Origin of the sequence: Streptomyces sp. NPDC046909 (assembly GCF_040644695.1) — a bacterium.
In the GTDB taxonomy this organism is placed as follows: Bacteria; Actinomycetota; Actinomycetes; order Streptomycetales; family Streptomycetaceae; genus Streptomyces.
The window spans coordinates 174,304-189,861 of record NZ_JBEYXC010000007.1; the positions used below are offsets into that span (position 1 = coordinate 174,304).

Annotated in this window: 11 protein-coding genes and 1 tRNA gene; 6 read left to right on the top strand and 6 right to left on the bottom strand. The window is 71.5% G+C overall.

Features of this window, described 5'->3' with window-relative positions; genetic code table 11:
- Nucleotides 1-154 precede the first annotated feature (154 nt).
- The 3 genes from ABZ928_RS24400 to ABZ928_RS24410 form a co-directional block, all read right to left on the bottom strand.
- Nucleotides 155-4,006 carry a Pls/PosA family non-ribosomal peptide synthetase gene (locus ABZ928_RS24400; protein WP_361522675.1) on the bottom strand — a complete coding sequence of 1,284 codons (3,852 nt, stop codon included), beginning with the start codon at nucleotides 4,004-4,006 and terminating at the stop codon, nucleotides 155-157.
- 243 nt (nucleotides 4,007-4,249) lie between these two features.
- Nucleotides 4,250-5,827 carry a polysaccharide lyase family 1 protein gene (locus tag ABZ928_RS24405; RefSeq protein WP_361522678.1) on the bottom strand — a complete coding sequence of 526 codons (1,578 nt, stop codon included), beginning with the start codon at nucleotides 5,825-5,827 and terminating at the stop codon, nucleotides 4,250-4,252.
- Nucleotides 5,828-5,983: 156 nt separating this feature from the next.
- A tRNA-Leu gene (locus tag ABZ928_RS24410) sits at nucleotides 5,984-6,071 on the bottom strand.
- A gap of 187 nt (nucleotides 6,072-6,258) precedes the next feature.
- On the opposite strand from ABZ928_RS24410, the gene ABZ928_RS24415 reads away from it, so the two are divergent.
- From ABZ928_RS24415 to ABZ928_RS24425, 3 genes are all read left to right on the top strand, one after another.
- On the top strand, nucleotides 6,259-7,584 hold the full coding sequence (locus ABZ928_RS24415) for a M20/M25/M40 family metallo-hydrolase (RefSeq protein WP_361522680.1): 1,326 nt from the start codon (nucleotides 6,259-6,261) through the stop codon (nucleotides 7,582-7,584).
- 160 nt (nucleotides 7,585-7,744) lie between these two features.
- Complete coding sequence (chpH, locus tag ABZ928_RS24420; protein WP_361522683.1) at nucleotides 7,745-7,978, top strand: chaplin ChpH; 234 nt, start codon at nucleotides 7,745-7,747, stop codon at nucleotides 7,976-7,978.
- A gap of 124 nt (nucleotides 7,979-8,102) precedes the next feature.
- A complete protein-coding gene (locus ABZ928_RS24425; RefSeq protein WP_361522686.1) occupies nucleotides 8,103-8,963 on the top strand; it encodes a chaplin family protein in 861 nt (286 codons plus the stop codon).
- 87 nt (nucleotides 8,964-9,050) lie between these two features.
- Here the strand turns inward: ABZ928_RS24425 and ABZ928_RS24430 are convergent, their stop codons facing one another.
- Complete coding sequence (locus ABZ928_RS24430; protein ID WP_005485166.1) at nucleotides 9,051-9,239, bottom strand: DUF5703 family protein; 189 nt, start codon at nucleotides 9,237-9,239, stop codon at nucleotides 9,051-9,053.
- Between the two features lie 47 nt (nucleotides 9,240-9,286).
- Between ABZ928_RS24430 and ABZ928_RS24435 the strand changes: the two genes are divergently transcribed.
- Nucleotides 9,287-9,961 (top strand): hypothetical protein, encoded by a 675-nt coding sequence (locus ABZ928_RS24435; RefSeq protein WP_361522689.1) that lies wholly within the window; start codon nucleotides 9,287-9,289, stop codon nucleotides 9,959-9,961.
- Nucleotides 9,962-10,095: 134 nt separating this feature from the next.
- Here the strand turns inward: ABZ928_RS24435 and ABZ928_RS24440 are convergent, their stop codons facing one another.
- Both ABZ928_RS24440 and ABZ928_RS24445 read right to left on the bottom strand, forming a co-directional pair.
- Nucleotides 10,096-12,306 (bottom strand): helix-hairpin-helix domain-containing protein, encoded by a 2,211-nt coding sequence (locus ABZ928_RS24440; RefSeq protein WP_361522692.1) that lies wholly within the window; start codon nucleotides 12,304-12,306, stop codon nucleotides 10,096-10,098.
- Nucleotides 12,303-13,286, bottom strand: a complete 984-nt coding sequence (locus tag ABZ928_RS24445) for an aldo/keto reductase (protein WP_361522695.1) — start codon at nucleotides 13,284-13,286, stop codon at nucleotides 12,303-12,305. The genes ABZ928_RS24440 and ABZ928_RS24445 overlap by 4 nt, the downstream gene beginning before the upstream one ends.
- Before the next feature lie 178 nt (nucleotides 13,287-13,464).
- On the opposite strand from ABZ928_RS24445, the gene ABZ928_RS24450 reads away from it, so the two are divergent.
- Nucleotides 13,465-14,520, top strand: coding sequence for an LLM class F420-dependent oxidoreductase (locus tag ABZ928_RS24450; protein WP_361522698.1), 1,056 nt, complete (start codon nucleotides 13,465-13,467; stop codon nucleotides 14,518-14,520).
- Nucleotides 14,521-14,755: 235 nt separating this feature from the next.
- Nucleotides 14,756-15,544: a ferritin-like domain-containing protein gene (locus tag ABZ928_RS24455; protein WP_361522701.1), complete on the top strand. Its 789-nt coding sequence runs from the start codon at nucleotides 14,756-14,758 to the stop codon at nucleotides 15,542-15,544.
- The last annotated feature ends 14 nt before the right edge of the window (nucleotides 15,545-15,558 follow it).

Sequence of the window (15,558 nt, forward strand, 5' to 3'; positions counted from 1 at the left end):
CTCCGCTCCGGTGCACCGCGCCCTGTTCGATTTTGCCTTCAGGGCGCCAAAGCCGGTGTCGGGAGGGCGATCGTGCTCGACCCTTCGGGCCTCCGCGCGTTCGCCCTCCCGACACCGGCGCGCCCTTGCGGCGGGCGGTCCGAGTGGCCCGCGCTCAGGGACGCCATGCCTCGATCGGGTTGCCGAGCCAACGGGTGTCGTCCGGAACGGACTCCGCGGCCATGACGAGCGACGCGGGACCCAGGGTCGTACGGGCCCCGACCGTGCTGCCGGGCAGCACGATCCCGCCAGGACCCAGCGTCGCGCCCTCACGGAGGACCACAGTATCCGTCCGCAAGATCCGGTCGTGGAAGAGGTGCGTCTGGAGCACACAGCCCCGGTTCACGGTGGCGGCGTCCTCCAGGGTCACCAGATCGGTCTCCGGAAGCCAGTAGGACTCGACCCAGACACCCTTGCCGATCCGCGCCCCGAGCCCCCGCAGCCACGCCGTCATCACCGGCGTCCCCGGCACCGCACCGGCCAGCCACGGCACCGCCACGACCTCGACGAACGTGTCCGCCAGCTCATTGCGCCACACGAAGGAACTCCACAGCGGATGCTCCCCACTGCGGTGCCGCCCGACCAGCAGCCACTTCGCGACGACCGACACCAGCGCCGCCGCGGCACCCGCCGCGAGCAGCACGAGCCCGGCCAGCGGCCACGCCCACGCCCCGAGCGCGCACAGCGCCGCCACCGTCAGCACCCCGATCGCCGCCGAGCAGAACACCGGCACGATCCGGCACAGCTCCACCAGACCGCGCGCCCACAGCAGCCGCGCCGGCGGGTCGTACGTCCGGCTCTGGTCGCCGTCGGCGGCGCTGCGCGGCAGCTTCACCGGCGGCAGCCCCAGATACGAGCTGCCCTTCTTCGCCTTCTTCGGCGTCGCCGACAGCACCCCGACCAGCCCGCCGTCCGGCACGGACCGCCCCGGCGCGGTCATCCCCGAGTTCCCGAGGAACGCCCGCCGCCCGATCTCGGCCCGCCCGATCCGCATCCAGCCGCCACCGAGCTCGTACGGCGCGGTCAGCGTGTCATCGGCCAGGAACGCGCCCTCACCGACAGTCGTCAGGCTCGGCAGCGCGAGCACGGTCGACACCTCGGCGCCCCGCCCGATCCGCATCCCGAGCAGCCGCAGCCACACCGGCGTGACCAGCCCGGCGTACAGCGGGAACAGCGTCTCCCGCGACCGGTCCATCAGCTGCGTCACGGTCCACGCCTGCCACCCGACCTGGCTGTGGGTCGGATGCGTCCCCTCCCGCAGCCCCAGGCTCAGCAGCCGCACCCCGACGAGGATCAGCAGCGCGTACGCCGCCCCGAACGCCAGCGTCGCCGGCACGAGGGCGCGCAGGGCGCCCGTCAGCGGCGCGTCCGGCGTGAAGAAGACCCGCCCCACGAGGAACGCGGCCACGCCCGCCAGCACCGGCAGCGCGCTGAGCGCGAAGCCCGTCATGCCGTACATGACACGCCAGTACGTGCCCTTGCGCGGCCGTTCCTTCGGCCAGTTCCGCTTGGCCTTGCCCAGCTTGACCGCGGGCGCGCCCGCCCAGCGCTGACCGGTGGGAATCTGCCCGGTGACCGCCGACCCCGGCGCCACCTCGGCCCGCTTGCCGACCCGCGCGCCCGGGAAGAGCATGCTGCGCGTCCCGACGACCGCGTGCGCACCGACCTTGACCGGGCCGATCTCCAGCCGGTCCCCGTCCAGCCACCACCCGGACAGATCGACCTCGGACTCGACGGCCGCACCGCGCCCCAGCTTGAGCATGCCGGTCACCGGCGGCAGCGAATGAAGATCCACCTCGGGGCCGACCTTGGCGCCCAGCGCCCGCGCGTACCGCTCCAGCCACGACCCGGTCAGCGAGGTCGCCCCGCTGAACTCCGCCAGCCGCTCGGCGGCCCACAGCCGCAGATGCACACCGCCACCGCGCGCGTACCGCCCCGGCTGCACACCCCGCAGCAGCAGCCGCGCCCCGCCCGCGGCGATCGCGAGCCGTCCGGGCGGGCTGAACAGCACCAGCGCCACCGCCCCGACCAGCCACCAGGAGGCGGTCGGCAGCCAGGAGTACGGCAGTACGTTCCCCAGCGCGGCCAGCACCACGGTCCAGCGCAGCCCCAGCAGCGTGAACAGCGGGACCATGGCGAGGAGCTGGATCACCTGCGCCCGCACCGGCACCGGAGCGACCACCCGCTCGGCCCCGTCGTCCTGCCCCGACTCCTCCAGCCGCCGGGCCAGCTTCCGCAGCACGGGCTGCTGATAGATGTCCAGGACGGCCGCGCTCGGGTACCGGGTACGCAGCCTGGTCGTCAGCTGAGCCGCCGCGAGACTGCTGCCCCCGATCGCGAAGAAGTCGTCACGCGCACTCGACACCGGAATGCCGAGCACCTCGCTCCACTGCTCGGCGAGCCACGCCTCGGTGCCGTACAACTGCTCGGCGGGACCGCCGGTTTCGAGGCCCTCAAGGGGCCACGGCAGCGCGTTCCGGTCCACCTTGCCGCTCGTCCGCGTCGGCAGATCCTCGACCGGCGCCAGCAACGGCACCAGGGCCGCGGGCAGTTCGGCCCGCAGCTTCTCGACCGCCGCCGCGTGGTCCCAGCCGTCCTGCGTCACGACATACCCGACGAGCAGCTGATTCCCGCTCCGGGCGGTCCGCACGGCGGCGGCCGCACCCGCGACCCCCGGCAACGCCTGCAACGCGGCGTCCACTTCACCGAGCTCGATCCGCCGCCCGCCGAGCTTGATCTGCTCGTCGGCCCGCCCGAGGAAGACGAGCCCTTCCGGCTCGGCCTTCACGAGGTCGCCGCTCCGGTACGCCCGTTCCCAGCCCAGCGACTCCAGCGGCGCGTACTTCTCCGCGTCCTTCTCGGCGTCGAGATACCGCGCGAGCCCGACCCCGCCGATCACCAACTGCCCACTGGCACCCATCGGCACGGGTTCGCCCGCCTCGTCGACGACGGCCAACTCCCAGCCGTCGAGCGGCAGTCCGATCCGGATCGGCTCCTCACCGCTCATCAGCGACGCACACGCCACGACGGTCGCCTCGGTCGGCCCGTACGTGTTCCAGACCTCCCGCCCCTCGGTCACCAGCCGCTGCGCCAGCTCGGGCGGGCAGGCCTCACCGCCGAAGATCAGCAGGCGTACGTCGTTGAGGGTCTCGGGCTCCCAGAGCGCGGCGAGCGTGGGCACCGTCGAGACGACGGTGATCTCCTGCTCCACCAGCCACGGCCCGAGATCGGCCCCGCTCCTGACCTGCGAACGCGGCACCGGCACCAGACAGGCCCCGTACCGCCACGCCAGCCACATCTCCTCGCAGGACGCGTCGAACGCGACCGACAGCCCCGCCATGACCCTGTCACCCGGACCGATGGGCTCGTCGGTGAGGAACAGCGCGGCCTCGGCGTCCACGAACGCGGCGGCACTGCGGTGACTGACGGCGACACCCTTGGGCTTCCCGGTCGACCCGGAGGTGAAGATGATCCAGGCGTCGTGCTCGATACCGGGCCGCCCGGCGGGGATCTCCCCGCGCCCGGTGACGGTCAGCTCGTGACCGGCCCCGACGACGGCCCGTACATCGGCCTCACCGAACACCAACTCGGCCCGCTCGTCCGGGTCCTCGGCGTCCACGGGCACATAGGCGGCACCGGCGGCCAGTACGGCGAGGATCGCGACGTAGAGGTCATTGGTGCCGGAGGGCACCCGCACCCCCACCCGGTCCCCGAGGCCCACCCCGGCCTCGGCGAGCCCGCGCCGCAGCCGCTCGACCTCCACGGCCAGCGCACGGTAGGTCAGACAGGTCGTACCGTCGTCCAGCGCGGGCTCGTCAGGGTGGGACCGCACGGAGGCGTCGAAGATGTCGACGAGCGTGCGCGGAGAGGCCGCCGGCCCCCCGGAGAAACGTGCCGTGTCGCCGAACCGCTCGCGGATCTCCTCGTCGAGCAGGCCGAGGGCACTGCCCTCGTGTATGGCTGCCATCCGGTCCTCGCGTCTCGAACCCGGAAGCCTCCGGGGCGCTGGCGGGCCCGCAGGTCTGCCTGGGGTTGTCCGGGTCCAGCTCCGTAACAAGCCGGAAATTTTAGTACGACGCTAGGTCCGCACCGGATGAGCAGCCACTGGAGAGGCCCGTCCGGGTGGTTTCCCGAACGGGCCTTATCCCTTCTGACCTGCGGTTCGATACGCAGGGCGAGACATGCCCCACATTGCGTTCCACAGGGCGTTCTACTGGGCGTACGTCTCGAATTCGGCGATCTGGACAGTGCCGTTGGAGCCGGTGACGTTGAAGGTGATCTTCTTCAGCGAGGTCTGCGGAACGGCGATCGTGCCCGCTCCGCTACCGGAGTTCAGCACCGCGCCGGTGTCGCCGTTCAGGACCTGCCACGACCCGATCCGGCCCGCCGCGGCCGAGGTCTCCTTGATGACCACCTTCGAGACGCTGGTGGCCGAGCCCCACTTGATCGACACGTACCCGGTGGCGCCGCTCGGCGACCAGTAGGTGCTGGTGTCACCGTCGCGGACATTGCCGTAGCTCGTGCCGTCCGCCTTGCTGGAACCGTCGGAGCCCGCGCCGATGCTGAGGTTGGTGCCGCTGGTCGCGGTGGCCGTGGGTGTCGCCGTCGGTGTCGTCGTGGCGGTCGGTGTCGCGGTGGCCGTAGCCGTCGGTGTGGTCGCCGTGCAGCTGCCGTCCGACACCGCGAGCCCCGTGCCCGCGCCCGCCGTCCTGGCCACGATGGCGGGCACGCAGGACGCCTGGTCGAGTGTGTAGGCGTACGGGATGCTCACCGTGGTGTTGGACACCGGGTCGGGGCCCGCCGGGTTGTTCTCGTCCCCGGCGGCGGACCACGTCACGTTGTCGAAGACGTTGCCGCTGACCTGCCAGTACCCGGCGAGGTCGGTGTAGAAGGTGCCGAGGACGTCCTTGGAGTCCTCGAAGTAATTGTTGTCCACCTTCGCCTTGGCACCGGCCCGGGAGTTGATGCCGGACTCGTTCAGGCTCACGTAGTGGTTGTTGTACATGTGCGCCGTGCCGCCGCGCAGCAGGGGAGCGCGGGAGTCGATGTTCTCGTACAGGTTGTGGTGGAACGTGACATAGCTGCTGGTCAGGTCGCTGTCGCTGGAGTTGATGAGTCCGCCGCGGCCCGAGTCGCGCAGGGTGCTGTACGACAGCGTCACGTACTGGGTGTTGTCCTTGAGGTCGAAGAGCCCGTCGTAGCCCTCCGATTCACCGCCGGAGGCGATGAGGGAGACGTGGTCGACCCAGACGTTGCGGACGTCGCTCTCCATGCCGATGGCGTCGCCGCCGTTGGAGGTGGGCGAGCCGGACTTCTTGACGTTCTTCACCGTCACGTTCTGGATGATGATGTTGCTCGACTCCCGGACGTGGATGCCGAGTTGGTCGAAGACGGCACCACTGCCGACGCCGATGAGCGTGACGTTGCTGATCTGCTTCAGCTCGATCACATCGGCGGCGGTGTTGCAGCTGTCGCCCGAGACCTTGGTGGTGTTGCCGTGGTTGATGGTCCCCTCGACCTCGATGGTGATCGGGGTGCTGCTGTCGGCCCGGTCGCAGAGGGCCTGGTGGATCTGGGTGCCGGTGGTGGCCCGGACGGTGGTGCCGCCCGCTCCGCCGGTGGTCCCGCCGTTCTGGGTGGCATAGCCGGTCGCCGTCGGGGTGGCCGCGGAGGCCTCCGGCAGCAGCAGCGCGGCTCCGGTCGCGGCGGCCAGGCTCAGCCCGGCGATCGCCGCGTACAGCCTGCGCGAACGTGAATGTGATCGTGAATGTGCACGTGCTCGTCTCATCCGCTTCGTCCCTGTTCGTCCCTGAAAGAGGGGGTGCTGGATGGTGCGATGTCAGGGTGTGGTGACCGCGGAGAGCACGGAGGTTGCCGACCTGGCGGCGGAGATTTCAGGGAACTCAGGGGACAGCAAAAAACCCCTGCTCAGCAGGGGTTTCGCTGGTGTCCGAGGGGGGACTTGAACCCCCACGCCCGATAAAGGGCACTAGCACCTCAAGCTAGCGCGTCTGCCATTCCGCCACCCGGACAAGGTGTCTGTCGTGCGGGGTTTCCCCCGCGGCGACAGAGGAAACATTACCAGGCTTTCGGGGTGCCCCGATCACCCCCTCGCTCCCTCGTGAACGGCGTGTGACGGGCCGGGTCCGGTCTTGGGTGTGGCCCGTGGGAGAGGGAGGATGAGGGGAACCACCAGCAGTGACAGCGGGAGGAACCAGCGTGAGCGGGACGGACACGACCAGGCACGTCACCGGCGAGGACGAGGTCGTGGACCTCTGCCGTGAGCTGATCCAGATCGACACCAGCAACTACGGCGACCACTCGGGCCCGGGTGAGCGCAAGGCGGCCGAGTACGTCGCCGAGAAGCTCGCGGAGGTGGGGCTCGAACCGCAGATCTTCGAATCGCACCAGGGGCGCGCCTCGACGGTCGCTCGCATCGAGGGCGAGGACCCCTCGAAGCCCGCGCTCCTCATCCACGGGCACACCGACGTCGTACCGGCCAACGCGGCGGACTGGACCCACCACCCCTTCTCCGGCGAGGTCGCCGACGGCTGCGTGTGGGGCCGTGGGGCCGTCGACATGAAGGACATGGACGCGATGACCCTCGCGGTCGTCCGCGACCGGCTGCGCAGCGGCCGCAAGCCCCCGCGCGACATCGTCCTCGCGTTCCTCGCCGACGAGGAGGCCGGCGGCACGTACGGCGCCCGGTACCTCGTCGACAAGCACCCCGATCTCTTCGAGGGCGTCACCGAGGCGATCGGCGAGGTCGGCGGGTTCTCCTTCACCGTCAACGAGAACCTGCGGCTCTACCTGGTGGAGACCGCCCAGAAGGGCATGCACTGGATGCGGCTCACCGTGGACGGCACCGCCGGGCACGGCTCGATGACCAACGACGACAACGCGATCACCGAGCTCTGCGAGGCCGTCGGCCGGCTCGGCCGGCACAAGTGGCCGGTGCGGGTCACCAAGACCGTACGGTCCTTCCTCGACGAGCTGTCCGACGCGCTCGGCACCGATCTCGACCCCGAGAACATGGACGAGACCCTCGCCAAGCTCGGCGGCATCGCCAAGATGGTCGGGGCCACGCTGCGCAACTCGGCGGCGCCCACCATGCTCGGCGCCGGCTACAAGGTCAACGTCATCCCCGGGCAGGCCACCGCCCACGTCGACGGGCGCTTCCTGCCCGGCTACGAGCAGGAGTTCCTCGCCGACCTCGACCGCATCCTCGGCCCGCGCGTGCGCCGCGAGGACGTGCACGGGGACAAGGCGCTGGAGACCGACTTCGACGGCCGGCTCGTCGACGCCATGCAGACCGCGCTGAGCGCCGAGGACCCGATCGCGAAGGCCGTGCCCTACATGCTCTCCGGCGGCACCGACGCCAAGTCCTTCGACGACCTCGGCATCCGCTGCTTCGGCTTCGCACCGTTGCAGCTGCCGCCTGAGCTCGACTTCGCGGGCATGTTCCACGGCATCGACGAGCGGGTGCCGGTGGAGGGCCTGAAGTTCGGTGTGCGGGTGCTCGACCGTTTCATCGACGCGTCGTGACAGACGTCGGCATGGATGGTTGACGTGGATATTCGACAGCGCGTGCGGAAATGACTGAGACGGGTGAATGCGCTCATAAGCTCGTAGCTCCATTACTCCCTCCTCGTTACAGGTGATGCGATCAGCAACACGAGATCGCTTTTGCCAACAAGGAGGAATAATGATCAAGAAGGTCGTCGCCGCTGCGGCTGCCACCGGTGGCCTGGTTCTCGCGGGTGCGGGCCTCGCCGTCGCCGACTCGGGTGCCCAGGGTGCCGCCGTGCACTCCCCGGGTGTCGCGTCCGGCAACGTCGTCCAGGTGCCCGTCCACATCCCGGTGAACGTGTGCGGCAACACGATCTCCGTGATCGGCGTGCTGAACCCCGCCTTCGGCAACACCTGCATCAACAAGTGACGTCGATCCACTGAGGGTCGTTTGACACCCGTCGGCCCCGGAGCGCGCGCCATGCGCTCCGGGGCCGACCGGTCTTTTCACGAGGATCGCAGGTCGGAATCGAAAAGGCAGGGGGAATTCAGGAATGCGACAGGTCACCCGCAAAGGCCTGATGACGGTGGCGGCCGCGACCGGCGTGATCGCCGCCGCGGGCGCTGCCGCACACGCCGACTCCGGCGCGAGTGGTGCCGGCTCGAACTCGCCCGGCGTGCTGTCGGGCAACACGGTGCAGGCGCCGGTGCACGCGCCGGTGAACGTGTGCGGCAACACGGTCAATGTCGTCGGGGCGCTCAACCCGGCGGCGGGCAACAAGTGCGCCAACCAGGGCGGTGGCTCGTCCGGGGGGTACGGGGACTCCGGGGGGTACGGCGATTCCGGGGGGTACGGCGGCAGCGGTCCGTCGTCCGGCGGCGGCGGTTCGTCCGCCGGCGGGCACGCCATCGACTCGCCGGGCGTCGGCTCCGGCAACCACGTCCAGGCCCCGGTGGACGTCCCGGTGAACGTCTGCGGCAACAGCGTCGACGTCATCGGCATCGGCAACTCCACCACGGGCAACGACTGCGGCAACGGCGGCGGCCCCGGCGGCGGGCACCCCGGCACGCCTCCCGGCGGCGGGAACCAGACGCCGCCTCCCGGCAGCCCGGACCAGCCGAACAACCCGGGGCAGCCCGGGAACCCCGACAACCCGGGCAACCCGGGGCAGCCGAACAACCCCGGCAACCCGGTGGAGCCGGGCACGCCGCCCTCCTCGGGCGACGAGACGCCGGGGACGCCGGGCACGCCCGGTGGCAACCACCCCGGTACGCAGACGGTCACCCAGCCGCGCGGTGAGGCCCAGCTCGCCCACACGGGCAGCGACCTCCCGCTCGGGCTGACCCTGCCGGTCGGCGCGGGCGCCCTCCTGGCGGGCGCGGTGCTCTACCGCAAGGCACGGGCGGCCGCGTAGCGAACACGGCGCACCGCGCAGGGAACACGGCACATGACGGAACGGGCCCCGCCACCGCGGGGCCCGTTCCGTTGTCGGCGCGTCATCTCACCAGGTGGCGCGAACCTGGCGGATGATCCTGCGGCGCAGCCGCACCCTGCGGCTTCCGTCACGCAGCAGGCTCAGGCGGTCCAACTCCCAGTGTCCGTACTCGGCATGGTCCGTCAGCAGTCGTGTGGCGTCCTTGCGGGAGACCCCGCGCGGTACGTACACGTCGACAAATTCGTATTCCGGCATCGCATCTATTGTGCGGGCTGGGGCCCGGTACGGATAGCGTCTGCACTATGTCTGATGCTGTGCAGCCCACCGCTGCCGAGGTACGTGCCGCCGCCGAGGCGGTCAAGACCGCGCTCGACCGCCACCTGGCCGCGGTCGAACGCCGGTCGGGGGAGGACGACCCGACCGTCTACGAGGCGTTCAACGAACTCGCCGCGGCCGCGGAGACGTACGACGAGCTGCTCTACGATCGCTACGACGAGGTCACCCCCTTCGAGATCCCCGGCACGGATGACGCCCTGCCGCCGTACACCGGTCCCGAGGAGCCGCACGCCCTGAGCGTGCTGATCCGCCGTGACTACGCGGTCGCCGAGCCGCAGCGGCTGCTGGCCCAGGCCCAGCGGATCGAGGCGGCGGACTACGAGGACGGAGCGGAGGCCTCCGGCACGGTGCACGGGGCGTTGGGCATCCTCTTCGGGGAGTTCGAGCCCGACGAGATCGCCTCGCGGCACAAGGAGTTCGGACTGGAGGAGGGCGACTCCACGCTGTGGGTGACCGCGGCGGACGAACCGGCGGATCCCGGGGAGTGGCTGGAGGGGCCGTTCGAGCAGATCGACGCGCAGCGGGTGGTGTGTCGGTTCGACGTCAGCGCGGTGTTCGACGACGAGGCCGATGACGAGCTGGACGATCTCGATACGGACCTGGACGAGGACGAGGACGAGGATCTGGAGCGGCACGCTTAGCGCTGTGCTCGGACGGCGGCGGTCGCGGAGGGTTTCCGTGGCCGCCGCCGTTTTGCGTCTGCGGGCCGGTGGGGGTTGATCGCGCCCACGCGGCGGAGCCGCATATCGATACAGCCCCGCGCCCCTTGGGTGGGTCAGCTGGGCGTTGGTACCTGTGTTGCCAGCAGGACGGGGAGGCGGGTCGTGCGGGGCTTCGCCTGGATTTCCGCCACTGCCCTCGGCAGGGCCTGGTCCGCGCCGTGGACCACGGAGAGGTGGTGGGATGCCCGGCTGAACGCCGTGTACACCCAGGGGCGGGTCAGGGACTGGGTCGCGTCTCCCGGCAGGACCACGACCACCGCCGGCCAGCGGCCCGCCGCTGCCTGGTGGGCGGTCAGGGCCCAGCCGTGCCGTACCGACTGTTCGACCTGGTCCTTCGGTACGACGATGGCCTCGCCGGCGCAGGAGAGGTGGAGGCCGTCCGCGTCGGCCGTCACGACGTGGCCCGGGAGGGTACGGCCGGGGGTGGGGGAGTAGGCGACGCGGTCGCCCGGGTCGAAGCCGCCGAAACGGCCGGGGCCGGGGTTGAGGCGCTCCTTGAGGGCCGCGTTCAGGGCGCGGGTGCCCGCCGCTCCGCCGTGGCCCGGGGTGATGACCTGGGTCTGCTCGGTGGGGACGCCGATCGCGCGCGGTACCGAGTCGGCGACCAGCTGTACGGTCCGGTGGACGGCCTCGCCCGCGTCCCGCACGGGCACGATCACGACCTCCTTGCCGGGGGCCTCGACCTGGTTCAGCTCGCCGATGCCGATGCCGGAGACCAACTCGCCGAGGGGGCCCGGGTCCGGGCGCCGGGAGGCGATCTGGGGGCAGATCCGCGCGGCCAGGAGATCGGCGAACACCCGCCCCGGCCCCGCCGACCACAGCACCGCCGGGTCCCCGGCCAGCACCAGGCGCGCCCCGTCCGGCAACGACTCCGTCAGCAGCGCCGCCGTCTCCACGTCCAGCTGAGGCGCGTCCAGGACCACGAGGAGATCGAGGTCGAGTGCGCCCTCGGGGTCCCGGCCGGGGCCCTCGGTGCCGGCGAGGAGGCCGGTGACCGTCGTGACAGTGGTGTCGGTGTCGGTTTCCGTGTCGGGCGAGGCCAGTGCCCTGAACCGGTCCCGGCCCAGCGGGCCGTGAGCCGTCGCCCAGGTGCGCAGGCCGAGTTCGCGGGCCGCGAGCAGCAGGGCCACCGGTTCCGCCAGGGACGCCTCGCCGCCGGTGTGGAGGACCAGGCCGTCGGCCGCCACCGCGCGGATCAGTTCGGCGGCGGAGCCCTGGGCCGAGGCCGCGGCCCGCTCCCAGTCCTCGGCCGAACCGTCCTGCTTCGGCACGGAGTTGATGAGCCGGGCCAGTCCGTCGGCGAGGCTCTCCTCCGCGAGCGCGTACCGCTCCAGGCCGACCAGGACGCGCACCGGGCGCTCCTCGCCCTCCTCCGGTTCCGGGGCCCGCGGGTCGAGGGCGTCCTGGAAGACCAGCGCCTCGGCCTCCGCGAGGGTGTTCTGGACGGCGGTGTCGGCGTCCGGCACGCCCTGCTTGCCCAGCGCGGCGGTGAGCGCGGGGAGTTCGAGGGCGGTGTGTCCGGCCACGGCCGCCTGCTCAAGGAGCCACACGGTGACCGCCCGGCCCCGCCGCTCGTCGTCCGGGCCGCACTCCGCGCCGAGCAGCGCCCGCGCGAACCCGTCGGCCTGTTCGGGCCGCACCCCGGCGACTCGCAGCAACTGCCAGGGGTCCTCCCGCAGTTGCTCGGCCGCGCCCTCGCCGAGCGCGGCGGCGACCTTCGGGACGAAGGACTCCGGGGCGCCGCCGTCGGCCAGTACCTGCCGTACGGACTCGACGGTCGCCGCCGCGGGAGCCACGGGCACGTCGGGCGAGGCCGCGACCGGCTGGGGCCGGCGCACCGGCTCGGGTGCGGGTCGGCGCGGGGCCTCGGGTTCGGCGAAGACGGCCGCCACGGGCTTCGCCCCGCTCTCGACGGCCCGTACGGCGGCCAGCAGATCGGCGGCCGTCCCGCTGAGCTTCGTCCCGGCCTCGACCGGCGCCTGCTTCTCCGCCTTCCGCCGCGCGATCCGCTCCCGCTCGACCTTCTGCGCCGCGAGCTCGGCCTGCGCCTCGCTCAGTTGAGCCGCGGCGGTGCCGTCGCCTCCGGCGGCCTGGGGCTCATCGGCGGCCTGGGACTCAGCCGTGCTGTCGCCTCCGTCGCCCCCGTCACCTCCGGCGGCCTGGGGCTCGCCCGCCCCGGCGGCGTCGGCCTTCGCGGCCGTGTCCTCCGTGGTGTCCGGCGAGTGCGGCTCGGTCTCCTCCGTGGGCTCCGGCTCCGTGCTCACAGCGTGCTCCAGTCGTGATCGGGATAGCGGTGCACGGGCGCCGACACATCGTCGAGGGCCCGGCAGATCTCGTCAGGAAGACTAAGGGCCTCCACTGACAATGCCGCCGTGAGCTGCTGCGCGTTGCGCGCGCCGACGATGGGCGCGGTCACTCCGGGCCGGTCGCGGACCCAGGCCAGGGCCACCTGGAGCGGGGTCACCGCGAGTCCGTCGGCCGCGGTCTGCACGGCGTCGACGATGTGGCTCGCCGTGTCGTCGAGGTAGGGGGCGACGAAGGGCGCGAGGTGTTCCGAGGCGCCCCGCGAGTCGGCCGGCGTGGCGTTGCGGTACTTGCCCGTGAGGACGCCACGGCCCAGCGGGGAGGACGGGAGCAGGCCGATGCCGAGGTCCAGCGCGGCGGGCAGCACCTCGCGTTCGACGCCGCGCTGGAGGAGGGAGTACTCCAGCTGTGTGGCCGCGAGGCGGGTCCGGGTGCCCGGGGCGGTCAGCTGCCAGGTCGCGGCCTTGGCGAGCTGCCAGCCGCAGAAGTTGGAGACCCCGGCGTACCGCGCGCGGCCGCTGCTGACCGCGAGGTCGAGGGCCTGGAGGGTCTCCTCCAGCGGGGTGTCCGGGTCGTACGCGTGGACCTGCCACACATCGACGTAGTCCGTGCCGAGGCGGGCGAGCGAGGCGTCCAGCGCGGAGAGCAGATGGCCGCGCGAGCCGTCGACGCGGCGGTCCGGGTCGGGGACGCTGCCCGCCTTGGTGGAGATGACGAGGTCCCGGCGCGGGACCAGGCCTTCTATGAGTCGGCCGAGCAGATACTCGGACTCCCCGTCGCCGTACACGTCCGCGGTGTCGACGAGGCTTCCGCCCGCTTCCCAGAACGTCTTCAAGAGGTCCGCGGCGTCGTGCTCGTCGGTGTCCCTGCCCCAGGTGAGGGTGCCCAGGCCGATACGGGACACGCGCAGGCCGGTGCGGCCGAGATGCCTCTGCTCCATGAACGCCGACATTACTGGCCGGAACCAGTGGCGTGGGGGCCTGTGGACGACCAGTTTCCCGCATCGACACACGCGTTCATGTGGGCGGAAGAACACGACCGCCAACTGCCCCGATCCGCACACCCCGCGCTAAGGTCGGGAAACCAGGGACGTTACTGATGGGTAAGGGGAATCGGCCATGCAGCTCGGCATCAACCTCGGTTACTGGGGCGCCGGAATGGACGCGGACAATCTCGCCGTCGCCCAGGAGGCCGACCGCCTCGGCTACGCCGTGTGCTGGGCCGCCGAGGCCTACGGCTCCGACGCGGCGACCGTGCTGAGCTGGGTCGCGTCGAAGACCGAGCGCATCGACGTCGGTTCGGCCATCTTCCAGATCCCGGCCCGTCAGCCGGCCATGACCGCGATGACCGCCGCCACCCTCGACTCGCTCTCCGGCGGCCGCTTCCGCCTCGGCCTCGGCGTCTCCGGACCGCAGGTCTCCGAGGGCTGGTACGGCGTCAAGTTCGACAAGCCGCTGGCACGCACGCGTGAGTACGTCGAGATCGTCCGCAAGGCCATGACGCGCGAGCGGCTGTCGTACGAGGGTCAGCACTGGACGCTGCCGCTGCCTGGCGGCCCCGGCAAGCCGCTGAAGCTGACCGTGCACCCGGAACGCGAGCACATTCCGCTCTACATCGCCGCGATCGGCCCCAAGAACCTTGAGCAGACCGGTGAGATCGCCGACGGCGCGCTGTTGATCTTCCCCTCCGCCGCGCACCTGGAGGAGACCACGATCAAATACCTGCGGGCCGGGCGCGAGAAGGCAGGCAAGACCCTCGACGGGTTCGACGTCCACCCGACGCTCCCGATCGCCGTAGGCGAGGACAAGGACGTGCCCACGCTCGCCGACGCCTTCCGCCCCTACACCGCCCTGTACGTCGGCGGCATGGGCAGCGCCAAGCAGAACTTCTACAACCAGCTCGCCCAGCGCATGGGCTTCGAGGCGGCCGCCGCCGAGGTCCAGGAGAAGTACCTGTCCGGCGACAAGCAGGGCGCCGCGGCCGCGATCCCGCACGACCTCATCGACCAGACGACGCTGCTGGGCTCCGTGGACCGCATCGCGGACCGGATGAAGGAGTACGCGGCCGCCGGTGTCACCTCGCTGAGCCTCTCCCCGGCGGGCTTCACGCTCGATGAGCGGATCGCCTCGCTCCGCGCCGGGTTCGAGGCCCTGGAGCGGGCCGGACTCGCGTAACACGGGCGTCAAACCGCCGGAGGTTTCCGCGGCCGTGGTGGGGGCTCGGGGGTCTTCCCCGCCACGGCCGTCACGCGGAACAACGCGCCGGCGCCCCCACGGTTACGCCCCCGGCGTGACCCCGGGGGTCCTCCTTTTGGCGGAGTTGTCCGACACAGCTGTTGCAGCACCTCTCTGACCGCATTTGACTCGTTCTTCGCGGAGTGCCGCGGAGTCCTGCTGAGAGGTGCCCACGATGCTTTCGGCCAAGAGTCTGTTCCAGGAGATCCTCGACAACGACGAGTCCTTCCGGCTGTTCTGCTCCATCGCGGCCAGCGGGGAGTCCCAGGGCGGCTGGGAGAACGCCCGTATCGCGGCCCTGGTCCCGGACGGCGAGCGCGACCTCGCCCCCAAGATCACCCGGCACGGCGCGGACGAGGACAAGCACGGGCGGATCTTCAGCGCCCTGATGAAGAAGCGCGGCCTCGACCCCGTCCCCGTACCGCCCGACACCGACTACACGATGCTCCTGGAGCGCGGCGGCATCGGCCTGGCCCACGAGAAGCTCAAGGCCGACCAGCCGCTGACCGTGCGGGACATCGTGACCTACCTCGCCCACAGCCGGGTCACCGAGCAGCGCGCCTCCGAGCAGATGGAACTGCTGCGCAAGCACTTCGCGGACCACCCCGAACTCGGCCGCGCGGTGAAGATGATCTCCAACGACGAGGACAACCACCTCGCCTACTGCCACGAGGAGTTGCTGCGCTTCGCCCACGCGGGGCACGGCCGGGACATCCAGCGGACGCTGCGGGAGTGCGCGCTCGCCGAGATCCGCATCTACCGGGACGTCAGCCTCGCGGTCATGGCCCACATGGGCCGCATCCTCGGCTGGTCCGCGGCGAAGTCGGCCGTCCTCGCGGCGGGCATCCACGCGGTGTACGCGTACGAACGTGCCGCGGGCTGGCGCCGGATGGTCTCCCTGAAGATGCCCGAGCGGCGTGACGCCCTCGGCGGACCGGCCACGTCCGCGCCCGAGTTCGCGTGAGCCCGCCCGGCGGT

What these genes read in the sequence shown, in the direction of transcription:
- ABZ928_RS24400 (WP_361522675.1), bottom strand. Translation starts at nt 4,006, where the DNA reads ATGGCAGCCATACACGAGGGCAGTGCCCTCGGCCTGCTCGACGAGGAG.
- ABZ928_RS24405 (WP_361522678.1), bottom strand. Translation starts at nt 5,827, where the DNA reads ATGAGACGAGCACGTGCACATTCACGATCACATTCACGTTCGCGCAGG.
- chpH (WP_361522683.1), top strand. Translation starts at nt 7,745, where the DNA reads ATGATCAAGAAGGTCGTCGCCGCTGCGGCTGCCACCGGTGGCCTGGTT.
- ABZ928_RS24425 (WP_361522686.1), top strand. Translation starts at nt 8,103, where the DNA reads ATGCGACAGGTCACCCGCAAAGGCCTGATGACGGTGGCGGCCGCGACC.
- ABZ928_RS24430 (WP_005485166.1), bottom strand. Translation starts at nt 9,239, where the DNA reads ATGCCGGAATACGAATTTGTCGACGTGTACGTACCGCGCGGGGTCTCC.
- ABZ928_RS24435 (WP_361522689.1), top strand. Translation starts at nt 9,287, where the DNA reads ATGTCTGATGCTGTGCAGCCCACCGCTGCCGAGGTACGTGCCGCCGCC.
- ABZ928_RS24445 (WP_361522695.1), bottom strand. Translation starts at nt 13,286, where the DNA reads ATGGAGCAGAGGCATCTCGGCCGCACCGGCCTGCGCGTGTCCCGTATC.
- ABZ928_RS24450 (WP_361522698.1), top strand. Translation starts at nt 13,465, where the DNA reads ATGCAGCTCGGCATCAACCTCGGTTACTGGGGCGCCGGAATGGACGCG.
- ABZ928_RS24455 (WP_361522701.1), top strand. Translation starts at nt 14,756, where the DNA reads ATGCTTTCGGCCAAGAGTCTGTTCCAGGAGATCCTCGACAACGACGAG.